Below are 14,902 nucleotides of genomic sequence, written 5' to 3'. Positions count from 1 at the left end.
GCCCCCTAAAAGATCGCAGCCTTCGGCAGCTCCTACATTGGGATGGAGTACACCCTGTAGGAGCTGCCGAAGGCTGCGATCTTTTGACTTTCGGCGCCAGCCGATAACCCGTCCTCCAACATTCTGGCATAACACTTGCTCTTGCCTTGCCCGGCGACTGTGAAACCCCGATTAGTGACGGATTATTGGCATGGCGATGAGCGAAGAAGCAGTTAAAGACCCCGCAACCAAACGCAAGATCAAGCTGATCATTGCGACAGTGGTCGCCCTGCTGCTAGCGATCGGCTTGTCCGTGGGGGCCACCTGGTACTTCATGCACAGCCCCCGGAGCACGCCAGTCGCCGCGCCGGAAACCGTGGATATCGGCAAACAGCCGGCGATTTTCGTGCCCCTGCTGCCGGCCTTCATTGCCAACTACAACCAGAATGGCCGTCAGCGCTACATGCAGGTCAGCATCACCATGCTGGGCCGCGATAAGGCCGATCTGGAAGCACTCAAGGCGCACATGCCGGTGATCCGCAATAACCTGGTCATGCTGTTCTCCGGGCAGGACTTCGCCACCCTGGCATCGCCGGTCGGCCAGGAAATGTTGCGGCAGAAAGCCACGGCCAGCGTCCAGGAAGTGGCGCACAAAGAACTCGGCAAAGTGGTCATCGAACAATTGCTATTCACTAATTTCGTACTGCAGTAGGACCACGACATGGCCGTGCAAGACCTGCTGTCCCAGGATGAAATCGACGCGCTGTTGCACGGTGTCGACGATGGTCTGGTACAGACCGATATCGCTGCCGAACCCGGCACCGTCAAAAGCTATGACCTGACCAGCCAGGATCGCATCGTCCGTGGACGCATGCCGACCCTGGAGATGATCAACGAACGCTTCGCCCGCTACACCCGCATCAGCATGTTCAACCTGCTGCGCCGCTCGGCGGACGTTGCCGTCGGTGGGGTGCAGGTGATGAAGTTCGGCGAATACGTGCACTCGCTGTACGTGCCGACCAGCCTCAACCTGGTCAAGATCAAACCGTTGCGTGGCACCGCGCTGTTCATCCTCGACGCCAAGCTGGTGTTCAAGCTGGTGGACAACTTTTTCGGCGGCGACGGCCGCCACGCCAAGATCGAAGGGCGTGAGTTCACCCCGACCGAACTGCGCGTGGTGCGCATGGTGCTCGAGCAGGCCTTCGTCGATTTGAAGGAAGCCTGGCAGGCGATCATGGAAGTCAACTTCGAGTACATCAACTCGGAAGTGAACCCGGCCATGGCCAACATCGTCGGCCCGAGCGAGGCCGTTGTGGTGTCGACCTTCCATATCGAACTCGATGGCGGTGGCGGCGACCTGCACGTGACCATGCCCTATTCGATGATTGAGCCGGTGCGCGAAATGCTCGACGCCGGCTTCCAGTCGGACCTCGACGACCAGGACGAGCGCTGGGTCAATGCCCTGCGCCAGGATGTGCTGGATGTCGACGTACCGATCGGCGCCACGGTTGCCCGTCGCCAGTTGCGCCTGCGGGACATCCTGAACATGCAGCCGGGGGACATTATCCCGGTCGACATGCCGGAAGAAATGATCATGCGCGCCAATGGCGTGCCTGCGTTCAAGGTCAAGATGGGCTCGCACAAAGGCAACCTCGCGTTGCAGGTGATCGAGCCGATCGAGCGCCGTTGACCGGCGCGTTGCACATTCGCTTTTAACTGACGGCTTCCCTTTGAAAGGTTGCCCGCCGAGGACACATGATGGCTAACAATATGCATATGCAGGACGACCAGGCGCTGGCTGATGAATGGGCTGCGGCCCTGGAAGAAGCCGGTGACGGGCAGGCCGACATCGACGCCTTGCTGGCCGCCGATGCGACCCACTCGTCGTCCAACCGCCTGCGGATGGAAGAGTTCGGCGGCGTGCCCAAAAACAACAACCCGGTCACCCTCGAGGGTCCGAACCTGGACGTGATCCTCGACATCCCGGTGTCGATCTCCATGGAAGTCGGCAGCACCGATATCAGCATCCGCAACCTGCTGCAACTCAACCAGGGGTCGGTGATCGAGCTCGATCGCCTGGCCGGTGAGCCGCTGGACGTATTGGTCAACGGCACGCTCATCGCCCACGGCGAAGTGGTGGTGGTCAACGAGAAGTTCGGCATCCGCCTGACTGACGTGATCAGCCCAAGCGAACGCATCAAGAAGCTGCGCTAAGTGAAAAGGGTTCCAGGGATTCTACTGGGGGCAGCGCTGGCCTTGCCGTTCAAGGTTCTGGCGGCCGAACCGGTGGCGACTGTCGCCACGGCGGCGGCACCGGCGGTCAGCAGCGGTGTGGCCGGGCAATTGACGCAGCTGGTGTTCGGCTTGCTGCTGGTGCTGGGGTTGATCTTCTTCCTCGCCTGGCTGCTGCGCCGGGTGCAGCAGGCCGGGCCGGCCGGCAAGGGGCAGGTGATCGAACTGATCGGTTCCCGCGCGCTTGGCCCGCGTGACCGCTTGATGCTGGTGCAGGTCGGCAACGAGCAGATTCTGCTTGGCCTCAGTCCCGGCAGCATCACCGCCCTGCATGTGCTCAAGGAGCCGGTGCAAGTGCCGAGCACCGAGAAGACGACCCCCGAATTTGCCCTGCGCCTGATGGAGCTGATGGGCAAGGATCACAAGGATAAGAAGTGATGGCTGCGTTACGCATCGTCTTGACGCTGGCCTTGATGCTGGCTGCGCCGCTGGCGTACGCCGCCGACCCGTTGTCGATCCCGGCGATCACCCTGGGCACCAATGCCGAGGGCGCCCAGGAATACTCGGTCAGCCTGCAGATCCTGCTGATCATGACCGCGCTGAGCTTCATCCCGGCGTTCGTCATGCTGATGACCAGTTTCACCCGGATCATCATCGTCTTCTCGATCCTGCGTCAGGCCCTGGGCCTGCAGCAGACGCCGTCGAACCAGATCCTCACGGGCATGGCGCTGTTCCTGACCCTGTTCATCATGGCACCGGTGTTCGAGCGGGTGAATCAGGATGCCTTGCAGCCGTATCTGGCGGAAAAACTCACTGCCCAGGATGCCGTGGCCAAGGCCCAGGTGCCGATCAAGGACTTCATGCTGGCGCAGACCCGCAGCAGCGATCTTGAATTGTTCATGCGCCTGTCCAAGCGCACCGACATCGCCTCGCCGGATCAGGCGCCGTTGACCATTCTGGTGCCGGCCTTCGTCACCTCTGAGTTGAAAACCGCGTTCCAGATCGGCTTCATGATCTTCATTCCCTTCCTGATCATCGACCTGGTCGTCGCCAGTGTGCTGATGGCCATGGGCATGATGATGCTGTCGCCGCTGATCATTTCCCTGCCGTTCAAGATCATGCTGTTCGTGCTGGTGGATGGCTGGGCGTTGATCATCGGCACCTTGGCCAGCAGCTTCGGCGGGGTTTCGCCATGACGCCGGAAGTGGCGGTCGACATCTTCCGGGAAGCGCTGTGGCTGACCACCATGATGGTGGCCGTGCTGGTGATCCCGAGTCTGCTGGTGGGCCTGCTGGTGGCGATGTTCCAGGCCGCCACCCAGATCAACGAACAGACCCTGAGCTTCCTGCCGCGCCTGCTGGTGATGCTGGTGACGCTGATCGTGGCCGGCCCGTGGCTGGTGCAGACCTTCATGGAATACATCCTGCAGTTGTACGGCAGTATTCCCCAGGTCATCGGCTAAGTCATGTCGCTGTTGCAGCTGACCGATACCCAGATCAGCACCTGGGTGGCGACCTTCATGTTGCCGCTGTTTCGCGTGGGGGCGTTGCTGATGGTGATGCCGATCGTGGGCACGACCCTGGTGCCCATACGCGTGCGCCTGTACTTCGCGCTGGCCATCACGGTGGTGATCGTCCCCGGCCTGCCGCCGATGCCGCCGGTCAACGCGCTGGACTTGAGCGGGCTGCTGCTGATTGCCGAGCAGATCCTCATTGGCGCAGTGCTGGGGTTCGCCTTGCAGCTGTTCTTCCAGGCCTTCGTGATCGCCGGGCAGATCGTCTCGATTCAGATGGGCATGGGCTTCGCCTCGATGGTCGATCCCACCAACGGCGTCTCGGTGGCGGTGATCGGGCAGTTCTTCACCATGCTGGTTACGCTGCTGTTCCTGTCCATGAACGGCCACCTGGTGGTGTTCGAAATCCTCACTGAAAGCTTCACCACGTTGCCGGTCGGCAGCGGGTTGATGGTCACTCATTTCTGGGAACTGGCCGGCAAGCTCGGCTGGGTCCTGGGGGCGGCGCTGTTGCTGGTGCTACCGGCGATCACCGCGTTGCTGGTGGTCAACATCGCGTTTGGCGTAATGACCCGTGCGGCCCCGCAGTTGAACATCTTCTCCATCGGTTTTCCGCTGACCCTGGTGCTCGGACTGTTCATCGTCTGGGTCGGGCTGGCGGACATCATCAACCAGTATCAACCGCTGGCCTCCGAGGCCTTGCAGTGGTTGCGCGAACTGGCACGGGCGCGCTGAGTCATGGCAGAGAGCGAAAGCGGTCAGGACAAAACAGAAGACCCCACGGAGAAGAAGAAAAAGGACGCCCGGGAGAAGGGCGAGATCGCCCGCTCCAAGGAGCTCAACACCCTGGCAATCATGGTCGCCGGTGCCGGCGCGCTGCTGATTTTTGGCGGTGCACTGGCCCAGGACTTGATGGAGTTGATGCGCCTGAATTTCTCGCTGTCGCGGGAAGTGGTGCTGGACCAGAGCGCCATGGGCACCTACCTACTGCACTCGGGATTGATTGCGTTGCTGGCGATCCAGCCGGTGATGATCACCTTGTTGCTGGCGGCACTGATCGGCCCTATCTCCCTGGGCGGCTGGTTGTTCTCCGCCGGCACCATGGCCCCCAAGTTCAGCCGCATGAACCCCGGCGCGGGCCTCAAGCGAATGTTCTCGTCCAAAGCCGTGGTCGAGCTGCTCAAGGCCCTGGCCAAGTTTTTCATCATTCTGTTCGTGGCGCTGGCCGTGTTGTCCTCGGACATCGACGACCTGCTGCGCATCGCCCATGAGCCGCTGGACATGGCGATCATCCACAGCCTGCAAGTGGTGGGCTGGAGCACGTTATGGATGGCCTGCGGCCTGATCATCATCGCCGCGGTGGACGTGCCGGTGCAGCTGTGGGAAACCGCCAAGAAACTGAAGATGACCAAGCAGGAAATACGCGACGAGCACAAGGATCAGGAAGGGCGGCCGGAGGTTAAACAACGAATTCGTCAACTGCAGCGCGAGATGTCTCAGCGGCGGATGATGGCGGCGATTCCGGACGCTGATGTCGTCATCACCAACCCGACTCACTACGCCGTGGCGCTCAAGTACGACCCGGACAAGGGCGGGGCGCCGATGCTGGTGGCGAAGGGTAGCGACTTCCTGGCGCTGAAAATGCGTGAGATTGCGGTGGCCAACGAGGTGATGCTGCTCGAATCCCCGGCGCTGGCGCGGTCGATCTACTACTCCACGGAGCTGGAGCAGGAAATCCCCGGCGGACTCTATCTGGCCGTTGCCCAGGTACTGGCCTACGTCTACCAGATCCGCCAGCACCGCGCGGGCAAGGGCAAACGCCCGGATCCGCTCAAGGATGATCTGCCGATTCCCCCGGATCTGCGCCGCGATTCCTGACCAGCCCCAAACCAATCAGCCACACCACAAAACCTGTGGGAGCGAGCTTGCTCGCGATAGCGGACTGTCAGCCAACATCAATGTTGGATGTGCCGGCGTCATCGCGAGCAAGCTCGCTCCCACAGGGGATTGCGCCATGGCTCAAGCTGTTCGCTAGTCCTGCGGATCGATATTATCCAGCGCACGATTCACCGCCAATTCGCCGAGCATGATCATCTGCGAAATCGCCAGCATCGTATGGCGCTGAGAACCTCTAAGACATCCAGCAAAGTCATCCGCCACGACCCTGGCCGACGCCAGCGACTCGCAGGCATGGGCCAACAGGCTTTCGGTATCGATGCCGGGCGCAATGACGAACATCGTGCTGGGCTTGCGCTCCGTGGCGTTTACGCGGGCAGACAGGTTGATGTACTCATCGAGAGCGCGGTCGGCGGCTTCGTGGAGTTTTTGCGGGTCGATTGAGGTGTCTGGGGAAACGGCTTCGGTTTCCGGCGGGTTGGGCGTTACTTTGAACATGGATGGAACTCCAAATCAGAAAAGAGGAGCCATCACTCTCGCTACCAAACGAGGGGGTGGTGGCCATACGCGGGTTGGTAGACCGGTGACTTGGAGAACCGGCGCGCCCGAAGGCGCCCTGCGCATGGCCACCATAAAGACACAAACCGCAAGGCCTGCTTCAGGTGTGCTACGCACGAAGTCTACCGGGCTACCAAACCCGATCGCTGTTTTTCAGCGACCGAGAAACGATAAAGCCCGGCCCTCAGGCGCACAAGCCGGCGGATTCTGGCGCAGTCGTAGGCTGCGGCGCAAGGATGTGTAGGCTCTGTAAGTGTCTGGAGATGTCGATTAAACACAGGCGTTTAAAATCAAAAGATCGCAGCCGTTGGCAGCTCCTACAGGGTGTACGTAATACCTGTGTAGGAGCTGCCGCAGGCTGCGATCTTTTGATCTTGAAGCGACTGGCCGGCTCTGACACTGAAAATTCCCGCATAAACCTTTTTTCCAAAATTGGAAAACACAAAATTTTAAAATGGAGCCTCAAAAGCTCGAGGGCGTACTTTATTTGCGGAAGGGGTAGAACCAAGTTGTCTGATGATCACGGATCTAAATATGTGAGGCTTGGCTATGAACTCCATTGTCATATGGTTCAGGTTTCTTTGGTCGAATACATAATGATTAAATTCGTAGTCTTTTCCAGGTGTCATGCCTCGGGAGTTCTGTATATGAACTTCCACGACATGTTCTTTGCCAAATCTCGTTTGCTCCGTCCTTGTGCTCTTCCAATGAGCAGCTTCAGCGTATTCGTCTGCTACGCTTTTATCTGGGGTGAGGAAAAAACCTGGGCGCTCTCCTACCTTTGAGTGGTTTGGTAATACACCTTTTTTTAATAACCCTGTGGCGCCTTCTATCGAAGTTCCATGATATCCAAGGAAGTCTGGTTCCACGGGTGACGAAATCATTGGGCCGGGATCTGACAGCCGTCTTTGTTTTACGGGAAAAGGCCGGTTGCCGAAGCGAGTGTTATGCAATTTACTCGAGGGGTCGGATACTGGAGTAAATAACGACTTCACTAATGTAATGAATGTACCGGCATGACCCGAAGTGTCAGAGAAATTAATCGGATCGTGCAGGCAGTACGCGTATGAGTTTAATCCGCCTTTGTCAAACGGACTCAAACTGTCCGGGCTGTTAAATCGCATTAGCACGGGATTAAACGCCCGATAACCATTACCCAGCAAATAATGGCCAGTCACCGGATCCGGCCGTTCGCCGTTAAAGCCAAGCAGGCTGAGTAAACCGCTTTCAACAGGGCGGTGGCCATAGGGTGAATAGGCGATGGGCTGCGGTGGATGATTGGCCTTGAGCGTCTGCAACACCGAACGCTGCTGATCGGTGACCAGCAGCGTGGTGTCGGGTGCATCGCCCTCACTTCGTTGTTGCGCCAACAGCTGGTCGCCATGCTGGACGATCGAATAGCGCATCGCACCCTGTATCTCGGTCGCCAGCCTGCTCCTGCAGTAAAAGCGCTGGCGCTCGGGGATATCTGGCAGTGCGTGACTGATCAGTCGATCAAGAGGGTCGTAGTGGTACTGGCAGAGCACGGCTTCGCGCGGCAATGTCATGGGTGCTTGCTCCGAAGATTTGAAACGCGGGAGCTCAGTATTGGCGGTTTGGCAAGGGTTGGGTACTAGCAGAACTGATAGGTGCGCTGGCTTTTAACCTTGATTTGAGACCGACTAATGGGTATCCCATTTTTTCTAAGGATGACTCGATTCCCCGGATCTTCGCCGCGATTCCTGACCAGCCCCAAACCCGTCAGCCACAAAAACCTGTGGGAGCGAGCCTGCTCGCGAAGAGGCCGCCCCACTCGATAAAGATGTCGACTGACACGCCGCCTTCGCCGGCAAGCCGGTCTCGCTCCCACATGAATTGTGTCTGGCTTCAAGCCTTTACTAACCCTGCGGATCGAGGTTATCCAGCGCGCGATTGACCGCCAATTCTCCGAGCATGATCATCTGCGAAATGGCCAGCATCGTATGGCGCTGAGCACCTTTCAGCCCTGCAGCAAAGTCATCCGCAACGACCCTGGCCGACGCCAGCGACTCGCAGGCATGGGCCAGCAGGCTTTCGGTATCGATGCCGGGCGCAATGACGAACATCGTGCTGGGCTTCCGCTCCGTGGCGTTTATGCGGGCAGACAGGTTGATGTACTCATCGAGAGCGCGGTCGGCGGCTTCGTGGAGTTTGTGCGGATCGATTGAGGTGTCTGGGGAAACGGCTTCGGTTTCCGGCGGGTTGGGCGTTACTTTGAACATAGATGGAACTCCATATGTAATGGGAAGAGCCATCACCTTCGCTACCAAACGAAAGGTGGCGGCCATACGCAGGTTGGTAGACCGGCCCACATGGAAAAACCGGCGCGCCCGAGGGCACCCTGCGCACAGCCACCATAAAAACAAGTGCCGATAAAGCACCTGGACAAGGTGACGCTGTGCGCCATGTGTGAGCGGCGGGCTACCAAACCCGATCGCTGTTTTTCAGCGACCGCGAAACGATAGAGCCCGGCCCTCAGGCGCACAAGCCGGCGGATTCTGGCGTAGTCGTAGGCTACGGCGCAAGCATGTGTAGGCTCTGTAAGTGTCTGGAGATGTAGATTAAACATAGATGTTTAAAGTCAAAAGATCGCAGCCTTCGGCAGCTCCTACAGGTGTACACCATACCTTTGTAGGCGCTGCCGAAGGCTGCGATCTTTTGATCTTGAAGCGGCTGGCCGGCTGTCACCGCCTAAGTATGTTGTAACCGGGTCGCCTGCCAAGTGAGCTTGTTGGGACTGCTGGTCGCGGCGGTTTTCAACCTTGAATCGAGGCCGGTTAATGGGTGTCCCTTTCTTCTCTTCTTCTCTTCTTCTCTTCTTTTTCTAGGGCAAACGGCCGGACCCGATTCCACCGGATTTACGGCGTGATTCTTGAAGTAGATGGCTTTTATATTGATGAATTCGTTTTAATTAATTTAGGAAGCCTTCTCTAATCAACTTGTTTGCTCGCTCAGGGTGAACTCCTGCGAGGTTGCCATCCATTGCTTGTTTGGCTATTCTCTTTCTAGCAATTGATCCATTGGGAAATTTTTGTTCTATTAGGTGATTCATTATGTTGGAACGATCATTCTCGATGTCTATAGTTCTACGCAAATTGGGGTGTAGTTCTTTCATTTGTGCTGGGATTAGTTTGGAGTAACTTTGATCTTTAAGTGTTGGAATAGGGAGTCTTTTTGACCAGCCTGCGTAATTGATATGTGTTTTAACATGTGAGCGCGTGATTTCAGGTCCGCTTCTGTATAGCATGTTTGAAACAGTCGTTCGAGATGAGAGTGTTTTCGTGCGTGGTATTGTGTCGAACAGAGAATCTGCGAAGTTAAACACTCCAAAAATACGAGCATATCCGGTAGGGTCGCGACTATTAACGGGATCCCCCGAGCAATACGCATACGCATTAAGCCCACCCTTATCAAACGGACTCAAACTGTCCGGACTATTAAATCGCATCAACACCGGATTAAACGCCCGATACCCATTCCCCAACAAATAACACCCAGTCACCGAATCCGGCCGTTCGCCGTTAAAGCCAAGCAGGCTGAGTAACCCGCTTTCAACAGGGCGGTGGCCATAGGGCGAATAGGCGATGGGCTGCGGTGGATGATTGGCCTTGAGCGCCTGCAACACCGAACGTTGCCTTGAGAGCGCTTCATTTGGCGACCGGACAGACGGACCAAAAACTCTCGGGTTTGCTCGGCAAACTCACCTTCGGCCCTCATTAGGCGCCAGCTGACTGCACACGCCTGACTGGCGATCAACAGCCGTTTGAACACGGCCTCACCGCTTTCCTGCTGCCAGTTTTCCAGCTGATGTCCGCCACCTTTGAGCAGTTTGAAGTAGGACTCGATACGCCTGCGCCAGTAATACCAGAGCGCCAATCGTTCAGTCGCGACCTCGGGCCCAAGGTTGCTCAGCAAATACCATTCGGCCAACAGGTGGCCGTTGTCCCCAATTATTCGGCTAACGATAAGTCGGGCAGGCAAAGGCTCTCCAGACTTGCGCAATGTCTTGCGGTCGGCCCGGTCTTTGGTGAAAGGCTGGGCTTGGCGAGTCAGCACGACGGCGGTTTCTCACGATATGGACAAGAGGCTTGGCAAAATTCTGCTGTTCCAGCCAAGTGATGCGTTGTGTCAGTTCATTAAGGTGTTTTTCAGGGGCCAGCACTTCTTCGGCTCGAGTGCTCAGAACGCCGTCCCGGGTCGCCAGGTTTTGGGCGGGAGTACAGATTGGTGCGCCGTCACGATCCGTGACCAGCAGGCTGCTTTGCAGTTCGTAACCGATGTCGCCCCGATGGGTCATTTGCAGGCGATCAGCCTTGCTGTGGTGATGCATGTAATTGAGCCGAGACCAATCGTGCATGACCAGCGCGTAATCATCGCAGTCATCTCGGCAACCTTCGTGCGCCAGCGCCAGCAGTGGTTTAACCAGATCAACGGGCCTGACCCGATCATTGCTCAAAAATCTCCAGAGCGCTTGAGTCTGCGCAAAAGCCTTGTCGCTTCGCGGCAAGGCTTTCATCCCAGCGGCCAGCGTCGGTAATCCATTACTGTGTCCCATGACTAACTCGTCGTATCGTTTGGTCAGTCGGGCATCTAGCCCGGTCATTTGATATCCATGCCGTCCCTTTATAGACCAGGACCGGGATTTGTGTAGATACCTATGCTCATCGCGGGCAAGCCCGGCTCCCACAGTGGATTTGTGTCGAACGCTAATTTTGCGGTCAACCTCGATCACTGTAGGAGCCGGAACAAAAAGGGTCCAAAAAGGGTTCGGTCCCAAAGGGATCCCCACAAATCTACTCCAGCACCTGTGCCTGTTGATGTACCTCGTGTCGCAACGAGCGCTCAAGTCTCTCCAAAGTTTTTCGAGAGTTTGAGCGGCGTCCGCAAAGCAGTATTCGTAAGTGCTTGAGCGAGCGCGCTGTGTAAGAATCGGATGTCCTGCATGGGGGCGGGATCTTTTTTTTGTGTGGTGCAATGCAAGCTGCCGACCCATGCAGGTCTCTTCAATTCCCAACTTTTTATTTCCCATAGGAAAAAAGCGGAGACTTCTCAGGATCTGTCGGCATTTTTTTCCTAGTAGGAAAGTTGCTTATTTCTGGAATGTAAGCCGTGGGTCTCGCTGCCAGTCGTCGTGAAGTGTCTTCGCCTGTCGCGGATCGACTCCCCTGATTTTTCCATTCATTGCCTCGGTAAATGCGAGTTTCAAATTTTGTTCATGTGAGTATGATGATGTTGTTCTTTTTATTTCGGTTGCTCTATTATATATGCTGTGCCCGGAGGAGGTGGCGTCTAGCTTTTGGATGTCGAAATTTTTATTAAGTGCCTGATATTCAACTTCTGGTAATTTTTTGAGTGACAGCTCTTGCAGGCTTGGATTTGTTTTTCTGAGTGTTATTCCTTGGCCGGAAGCCTCTCTCTGTATGTATTTACTGTTGATCCACTCCCGTTGAAGGAAGTGGCGGTCACCCCGGCCATCGATAAGGGTGGTGGTTTTAATTGTTTGGGTGCTATTTTGAGCTTTAGAAATTTCTAAGGTGTTTTTTTTAATTATGGTTAATGTCTGATGGGTGGTCGCAGGGGAACTGCGATAGCGGGGAAGGTTAAGTTTTTTCGAAATGCTATTGCTCGTCCACTGAAATAATCGAAACTTGAAGTGTCCATTCGGATCGTAAAAATTAACCGGATCTCCTTGGCAGTATGCATAGGAATTTAACCCGCCATTACCAAATGGACTCAAACTATCTGAACTGTTAAATCGCATCAGCACCGGATTAAATGCCCGATACCCATTTCCCAACAAATAACACCCAGTCACTGGATCTGGCCGTTCGCCGGTGAATCCGAGCAGGCTGAGTAACCCGTGTTCAATTGCGCGATGGCCATAGGGTGTATAGGCGATGGGATTCTGTTGATGATTGGCTTTTAAAGTGTGCAACACCGAACGCTGCTGATCGGTCGCCATCAGCGTGGTGTCGAGCGCATCACCCGCATTCTGCTGTTGCGCCAACAACTGGTCGCCATGCTGGACGATCGAATAGCGCATTGCCCCCTGTATCTCGGTGACCAGCCTGCTCTTGCAGTAAAAGCGCTGGCGCTCGGGGATGTCTGGCAGGGCGTGGCTGGTCAGTCGATCAAGGGGGTCGTAGTGGTATTGGCAGAGTACGGTTTCGCGCGGCGATGTCATGGGTGGTTGCTCCGAAAGTCCGAAGTGCGGGATCTCAGTATTGGCGGCTTTGCAAGGGTTGGGTACTAGCAGAACTGATAGGTTCGCTGGGTTTGTGCGTTCGATTTGCTGATCAGTAATTCACTTCCTGAGATAGTCGCTGGCAGTGCCGGCCTCTTCGCGAGCAGGCTCGCTCCCACATTGGATCTCTGTTGTATAGAGAATATGTGGCCAGCACAGATCCCCTGTGGGAGCGAGCCTGCTCGCGAAAGCGCCTGTCCTGTCGCCGCCAAACTTCCGTTAAAACTTCACTATTCCAAACCCCCGCAAAGTTGGAAGGCTTCTTGCAGTACCCCCTCTGCGCCTGCGTCTGGCGTCAAAAGTTTGCTTCAAAGGAACGGGGAAAGCCGGTGGATCGCTCTCAGTTATTCAACACTGCTCGCACGAACGTTGCTGACTTGAGTCGGGGCAATCTGGGTGTGCCGTTGTTGTTGCTGGTCATGCTGGCGATGATGATGTTGCCGATGCCGCCGTTCCTGCTGGACGTGTTTTTCACGTTCAACATCGCCTTGTCCATTGTCGTGCTACTGGTCTGTGTCTACGCCTTGCGCCCGCTGGATTTCGCGGTGTTCCCGACCATTTTGTTGGTGGCGACGCTGCTGCGGCTGGCGTTGAACGTGGCCTCGACGCGGGTGGTGATGCTCCACGGCCAGGACGGTCATGCCGCTGCGGGCAAGGTGATCCAGGCTTTCGGCGAGGTGGTGATCGGTGGCAACTACGTGGTCGGTATCGTGGTGTTCGCGATTCTGATGATCATCAACTTCGTGGTGGTGACCAAGGGTGCCGGGCGGATTTCCGAGGTGAGCGCACGTTTCACCCTCGATGCCATGCCCGGTAAACAAATGGCGATCGACGCCGATTTGAACGCCGGTTTGATCGACCAGAACCAGGCCAAGGCGCGGCGTTCCGAAGTGGCCCAGGAAGCCGAGTTCTACGGTTCCATGGACGGTGCCAGTAAATTCGTCCGTGGTGACGCCATCGCCGGCCTGTTGATTCTGTTCATCAACCTGATCGGTGGCATGGCGGTCGGTATCTTCCAGCACGGCATGACCTTCGGCGATGCCGGCAAGGTGTACGCGTTGTTGACCATCGGTGACGGTTTGGTGGCGCAATTGCCATCACTGTTGTTATCGACAGCCGCCGCGATCATGGTGACCCGTGCTTCCGGTTCCGAAGACATGGGCAAGCAGATCAATCGCCAGATGTTCGCCTCGCCGAAAGCATTGGCGGTGGCGGCGGGTTTGATGGCGGTGATGGGCCTGGTGCCGGGTATGCCGCACTTCTCCTTTCTCAGCATGGCGGCCCTGGCGGCTGGCGGCGCCTACCTGTTCTGGAAAAAGCAGAACACCGTCAAGGTTCAGGCCCTGCAAGAGGTGCAGCGTCAGCAGGAGCTGCTGCCATCGCCAGCCCGCGCCCAGGAAACCAAGGAGCTGGGCTGGGATGACGTCACCCCGATCGACATGATCGGCCTGGAGGTTGGCTACCGCCTGATTCCGCTGGTGGATCGCAACCAGGGTGGTCAGTTGCTGGCGCGGATCAAGGGCGTGCGCAAGAAGCTGTCCCAGGACCTGGGCTTTCTGATGCCGACGGTGCACATCCGTGACAACCTCGACCTGGCGCCGAGCGCCTATCGCCTGACCCTGATGGGCGTGATCCTGGCCGAAGCGGAGATTTACCCGGACCGGGAACTGGCGATCAACCCGGGGCAGGTCTACGGTACGTTGAACGGCATAAACGCCAAAGATCCGGCTTTCGGTCTGGAAGCGGTCTGGATCGAAGTCAGCCAGCGGGCCCAGGCCCAGTCCCTCGGTTATACCGTGGTCGATGCCAGTACCGTAGTGGCAACCCATTTGAACCAGATTCTGTACAAGCACTCCAGTGAGCTGATCGGCCACGAAGAAGTGCAGCAACTCATGCAATTGCTGGCTAAAAGCTCGCCAAAACTCGCTGAAGAGCTGGTGCCGGGCGTGGTCTCGCTGTCGCAGCTGCTCAAGGTCTTGCAGGCCTTGCTGGCCGAACAGGTGCCGGTGCGGGACATTCGCAGCATTGCCGAGGCCATCGCGAACAACGCGGCCAAGAGTCAAGATACCGCCGCGCTGGTGGCTGCCGTACGCGTTGGCGTCTCCCGCGCAATCGTCCAAAGCATTGTAGGCACTGACTCCGAGCTGCCAGTGATCACGCTGGAGCCAAGGTTGGAACAAATATTGCTCAATAGTCTGCAGAAGGCGGGGCAAGGCTCGGAAGAGGGTGTTCTGCTGGAGCCAAGCATGGCTGAAAAGCTGCAGCGTTCGTTGATCGAGGCGGCGCAGCGTCAGGAAATGCAAGGTCAACCGGTGATTCTGCTGGTAGCCGGTCCGGTTCGCGCGATGCTGTCGCGATTCGGCAGGCTCGCAGTCCCGGGTTTGCATGTGTTGGCGTACCAGGAAATCCCTGACAACAAGCAAGTGACCATCGTTGCGACAGTAGGGCCCAACGGCTGAGGT

The 14,902-nt window shown here is 57.1% G+C and carries 14 protein-coding genes and 1 pseudogene; 10 read left to right on the top strand and 5 right to left on the bottom strand.

From position 1 onward, the window contains the following. Nucleotides 1-190 precede the first annotated feature (190 nt). The 8 genes from fliL to flhB all read left to right on the top strand — a co-directional run bounded on the left by fliL (nucleotide 191) and on the right by flhB (nucleotide 5,602). Complete coding sequence (gene fliL, locus ACA067_RS24280; RefSeq protein WP_497458840.1) at nucleotides 191-691, top strand: flagellar basal body-associated protein FliL; 501 nt, start codon at nucleotides 191-193, stop codon at nucleotides 689-691. A 9-nt stretch (nucleotides 692-700) separates the two neighbouring features. Continuing rightward, nucleotides 701-1,669, top strand: coding sequence for a flagellar motor switch protein FliM (fliM, locus tag ACA067_RS24275; protein WP_150764524.1), 969 nt, complete (start codon nucleotides 701-703; stop codon nucleotides 1,667-1,669). Between the two features lie 68 nt (nucleotides 1,670-1,737). Beyond that, a complete protein-coding gene (gene fliN / locus ACA067_RS24270) occupies nucleotides 1,738-2,193 on the top strand; it encodes a flagellar motor switch protein FliN (RefSeq protein WP_497458839.1) in 456 nt (151 codons plus the stop codon). Further along, a complete protein-coding gene (gene fliO / locus ACA067_RS24265; RefSeq protein ID WP_497458838.1) occupies nucleotides 2,194-2,649 on the top strand; it encodes a flagellar biosynthetic protein FliO in 456 nt (151 codons plus the stop codon). Further along, complete coding sequence (fliP, locus tag ACA067_RS24260; protein ID WP_497458837.1) at nucleotides 2,649-3,407, top strand: flagellar type III secretion system pore protein FliP; 759 nt, start codon at nucleotides 2,649-2,651, stop codon at nucleotides 3,405-3,407. Before fliO ends, fliP begins: the two co-directional genes overlap by 1 nt. Then, nucleotides 3,404-3,673, top strand: a complete 270-nt coding sequence (fliQ, locus tag ACA067_RS24255; protein WP_007948918.1) for a flagellar biosynthesis protein FliQ — start codon at nucleotides 3,404-3,406, stop codon at nucleotides 3,671-3,673. Before fliP ends, fliQ begins: the two co-directional genes overlap by 4 nt. Nucleotides 3,674-3,676: 3 nt before the next feature. Next, the gene (gene fliR / locus ACA067_RS24250; protein ID WP_497458836.1) at nucleotides 3,677-4,459 is read left to right on the top strand and encodes a flagellar biosynthetic protein FliR; all 783 of its coding nucleotides are present in this window, start codon (nucleotides 3,677-3,679) and stop codon (nucleotides 4,457-4,459) included. A 3-nt stretch (nucleotides 4,460-4,462) separates the two neighbouring features. Then, a complete protein-coding gene (gene flhB, locus ACA067_RS24245) occupies nucleotides 4,463-5,602 on the top strand; it encodes a flagellar biosynthesis protein FlhB (RefSeq protein ID WP_497458835.1) in 1,140 nt (379 codons plus the stop codon). A gap of 153 nt (nucleotides 5,603-5,755) precedes the next feature. Here the strand turns inward: flhB and ACA067_RS24240 are convergent, their stop codons facing one another. The 4 genes and pseudogenes from ACA067_RS24240 to ACA067_RS24225 all read right to left on the bottom strand — a co-directional run. Continuing rightward, a complete protein-coding gene (locus tag ACA067_RS24240) occupies nucleotides 5,756-6,118 on the bottom strand; it encodes a DUF6124 family protein (RefSeq protein WP_497458834.1) in 363 nt (120 codons plus the stop codon). A 509-nt stretch (nucleotides 6,119-6,627) separates the two neighbouring features. Then, complete coding sequence (locus ACA067_RS24235; RefSeq protein WP_497458833.1) at nucleotides 6,628-7,725, bottom strand: RHS repeat-associated core domain-containing protein; 1,098 nt, start codon at nucleotides 7,723-7,725, stop codon at nucleotides 6,628-6,630. A 330-nt stretch (nucleotides 7,726-8,055) separates the two neighbouring features. Then, nucleotides 8,056-8,418 (bottom strand): DUF6124 family protein, encoded by a 363-nt coding sequence (locus ACA067_RS24230; RefSeq protein ID WP_497458832.1) that lies wholly within the window; start codon nucleotides 8,416-8,418, stop codon nucleotides 8,056-8,058. 1,118 nt (nucleotides 8,419-9,536) lie between these two features. Further along, a pseudogene (locus ACA067_RS24225) lies at nucleotides 9,537-9,842 on the bottom strand (RHS repeat-associated core domain-containing protein); the annotation flags it as partial. A gap of 348 nt (nucleotides 9,843-10,190) precedes the next feature. On the opposite strand from ACA067_RS24225, the gene ACA067_RS24220 reads away from it, so the two are divergent. After that, entirely contained in the window at nucleotides 10,191-10,733 is a 543-nt protein-coding gene (locus tag ACA067_RS24220) for a hypothetical protein (RefSeq protein ID WP_497458831.1), read from the top strand. A 552-nt stretch (nucleotides 10,734-11,285) separates the two neighbouring features. On the opposite strand, the gene ACA067_RS24215 is transcribed toward ACA067_RS24220, so the two are convergent. Beyond that, a complete protein-coding gene (locus ACA067_RS24215) occupies nucleotides 11,286-12,380 on the bottom strand; it encodes an RHS repeat-associated core domain-containing protein (RefSeq protein ID WP_497458830.1) in 1,095 nt (364 codons plus the stop codon). A 389-nt stretch (nucleotides 12,381-12,769) separates the two neighbouring features. On the opposite strand from ACA067_RS24215, the gene flhA reads away from it, so the two are divergent. After that, nucleotides 12,770-14,899 carry a flagellar biosynthesis protein FlhA gene (gene flhA / locus ACA067_RS24210; protein ID WP_497458829.1) on the top strand — a complete coding sequence of 710 codons (2,130 nt, stop codon included), beginning with the start codon at nucleotides 12,770-12,772 and terminating at the stop codon, nucleotides 14,897-14,899. Nucleotides 14,900-14,902: the final 3 nt, after the last annotated feature.

It is taken from the genome of Pseudomonas sp. LBUM1674 (assembly GCF_059695635.1).
The sequence above is the reverse complement of the archived record's forward strand: the minus strand, read 5'-3'. Positions and strand labels throughout refer to the sequence as shown.

Bases quoted from the DNA above. Each gene is read 5' to 3' on its own strand.
- fliQ (WP_007948918.1), top strand. From the start codon at position 3,404: ATGACGCCGGAAGTGGCGGTCGACATCTTCCGGGAAGCGCTGTGGCTG.
- ACA067_RS24215 (WP_497458830.1), bottom strand. From the start codon at position 12,380: ATGACATCGCCGCGCGAAACCGTACTCTGCCAATACCACTACGACCCC.
- fliL (WP_497458840.1), top strand. From the start codon at position 191: ATGGCGATGAGCGAAGAAGCAGTTAAAGACCCCGCAACCAAACGCAAG.
- ACA067_RS24240 (WP_497458834.1), bottom strand. From the start codon at position 6,118: ATGTTCAAAGTAACGCCCAACCCGCCGGAAACCGAAGCCGTTTCCCCA.
- ACA067_RS24235 (WP_497458833.1), bottom strand. From the start codon at position 7,725: ATGACATTGCCGCGCGAAGCCGTGCTCTGCCAGTACCACTACGACCCT.
- fliR (WP_497458836.1), top strand. From the start codon at position 3,677: ATGTCGCTGTTGCAGCTGACCGATACCCAGATCAGCACCTGGGTGGCG.
- fliP (WP_497458837.1), top strand. From the start codon at position 2,649: ATGGCTGCGTTACGCATCGTCTTGACGCTGGCCTTGATGCTGGCTGCG.
- flhB (WP_497458835.1), top strand. From the start codon at position 4,463: ATGGCAGAGAGCGAAAGCGGTCAGGACAAAACAGAAGACCCCACGGAG.
- ACA067_RS24230 (WP_497458832.1), bottom strand. From the start codon at position 8,418: ATGTTCAAAGTAACGCCCAACCCGCCGGAAACCGAAGCCGTTTCCCCA.
- fliN (WP_497458839.1), top strand. From the start codon at position 1,738: ATGGCTAACAATATGCATATGCAGGACGACCAGGCGCTGGCTGATGAA.
- fliM (WP_150764524.1), top strand. From the start codon at position 701: ATGGCCGTGCAAGACCTGCTGTCCCAGGATGAAATCGACGCGCTGTTG.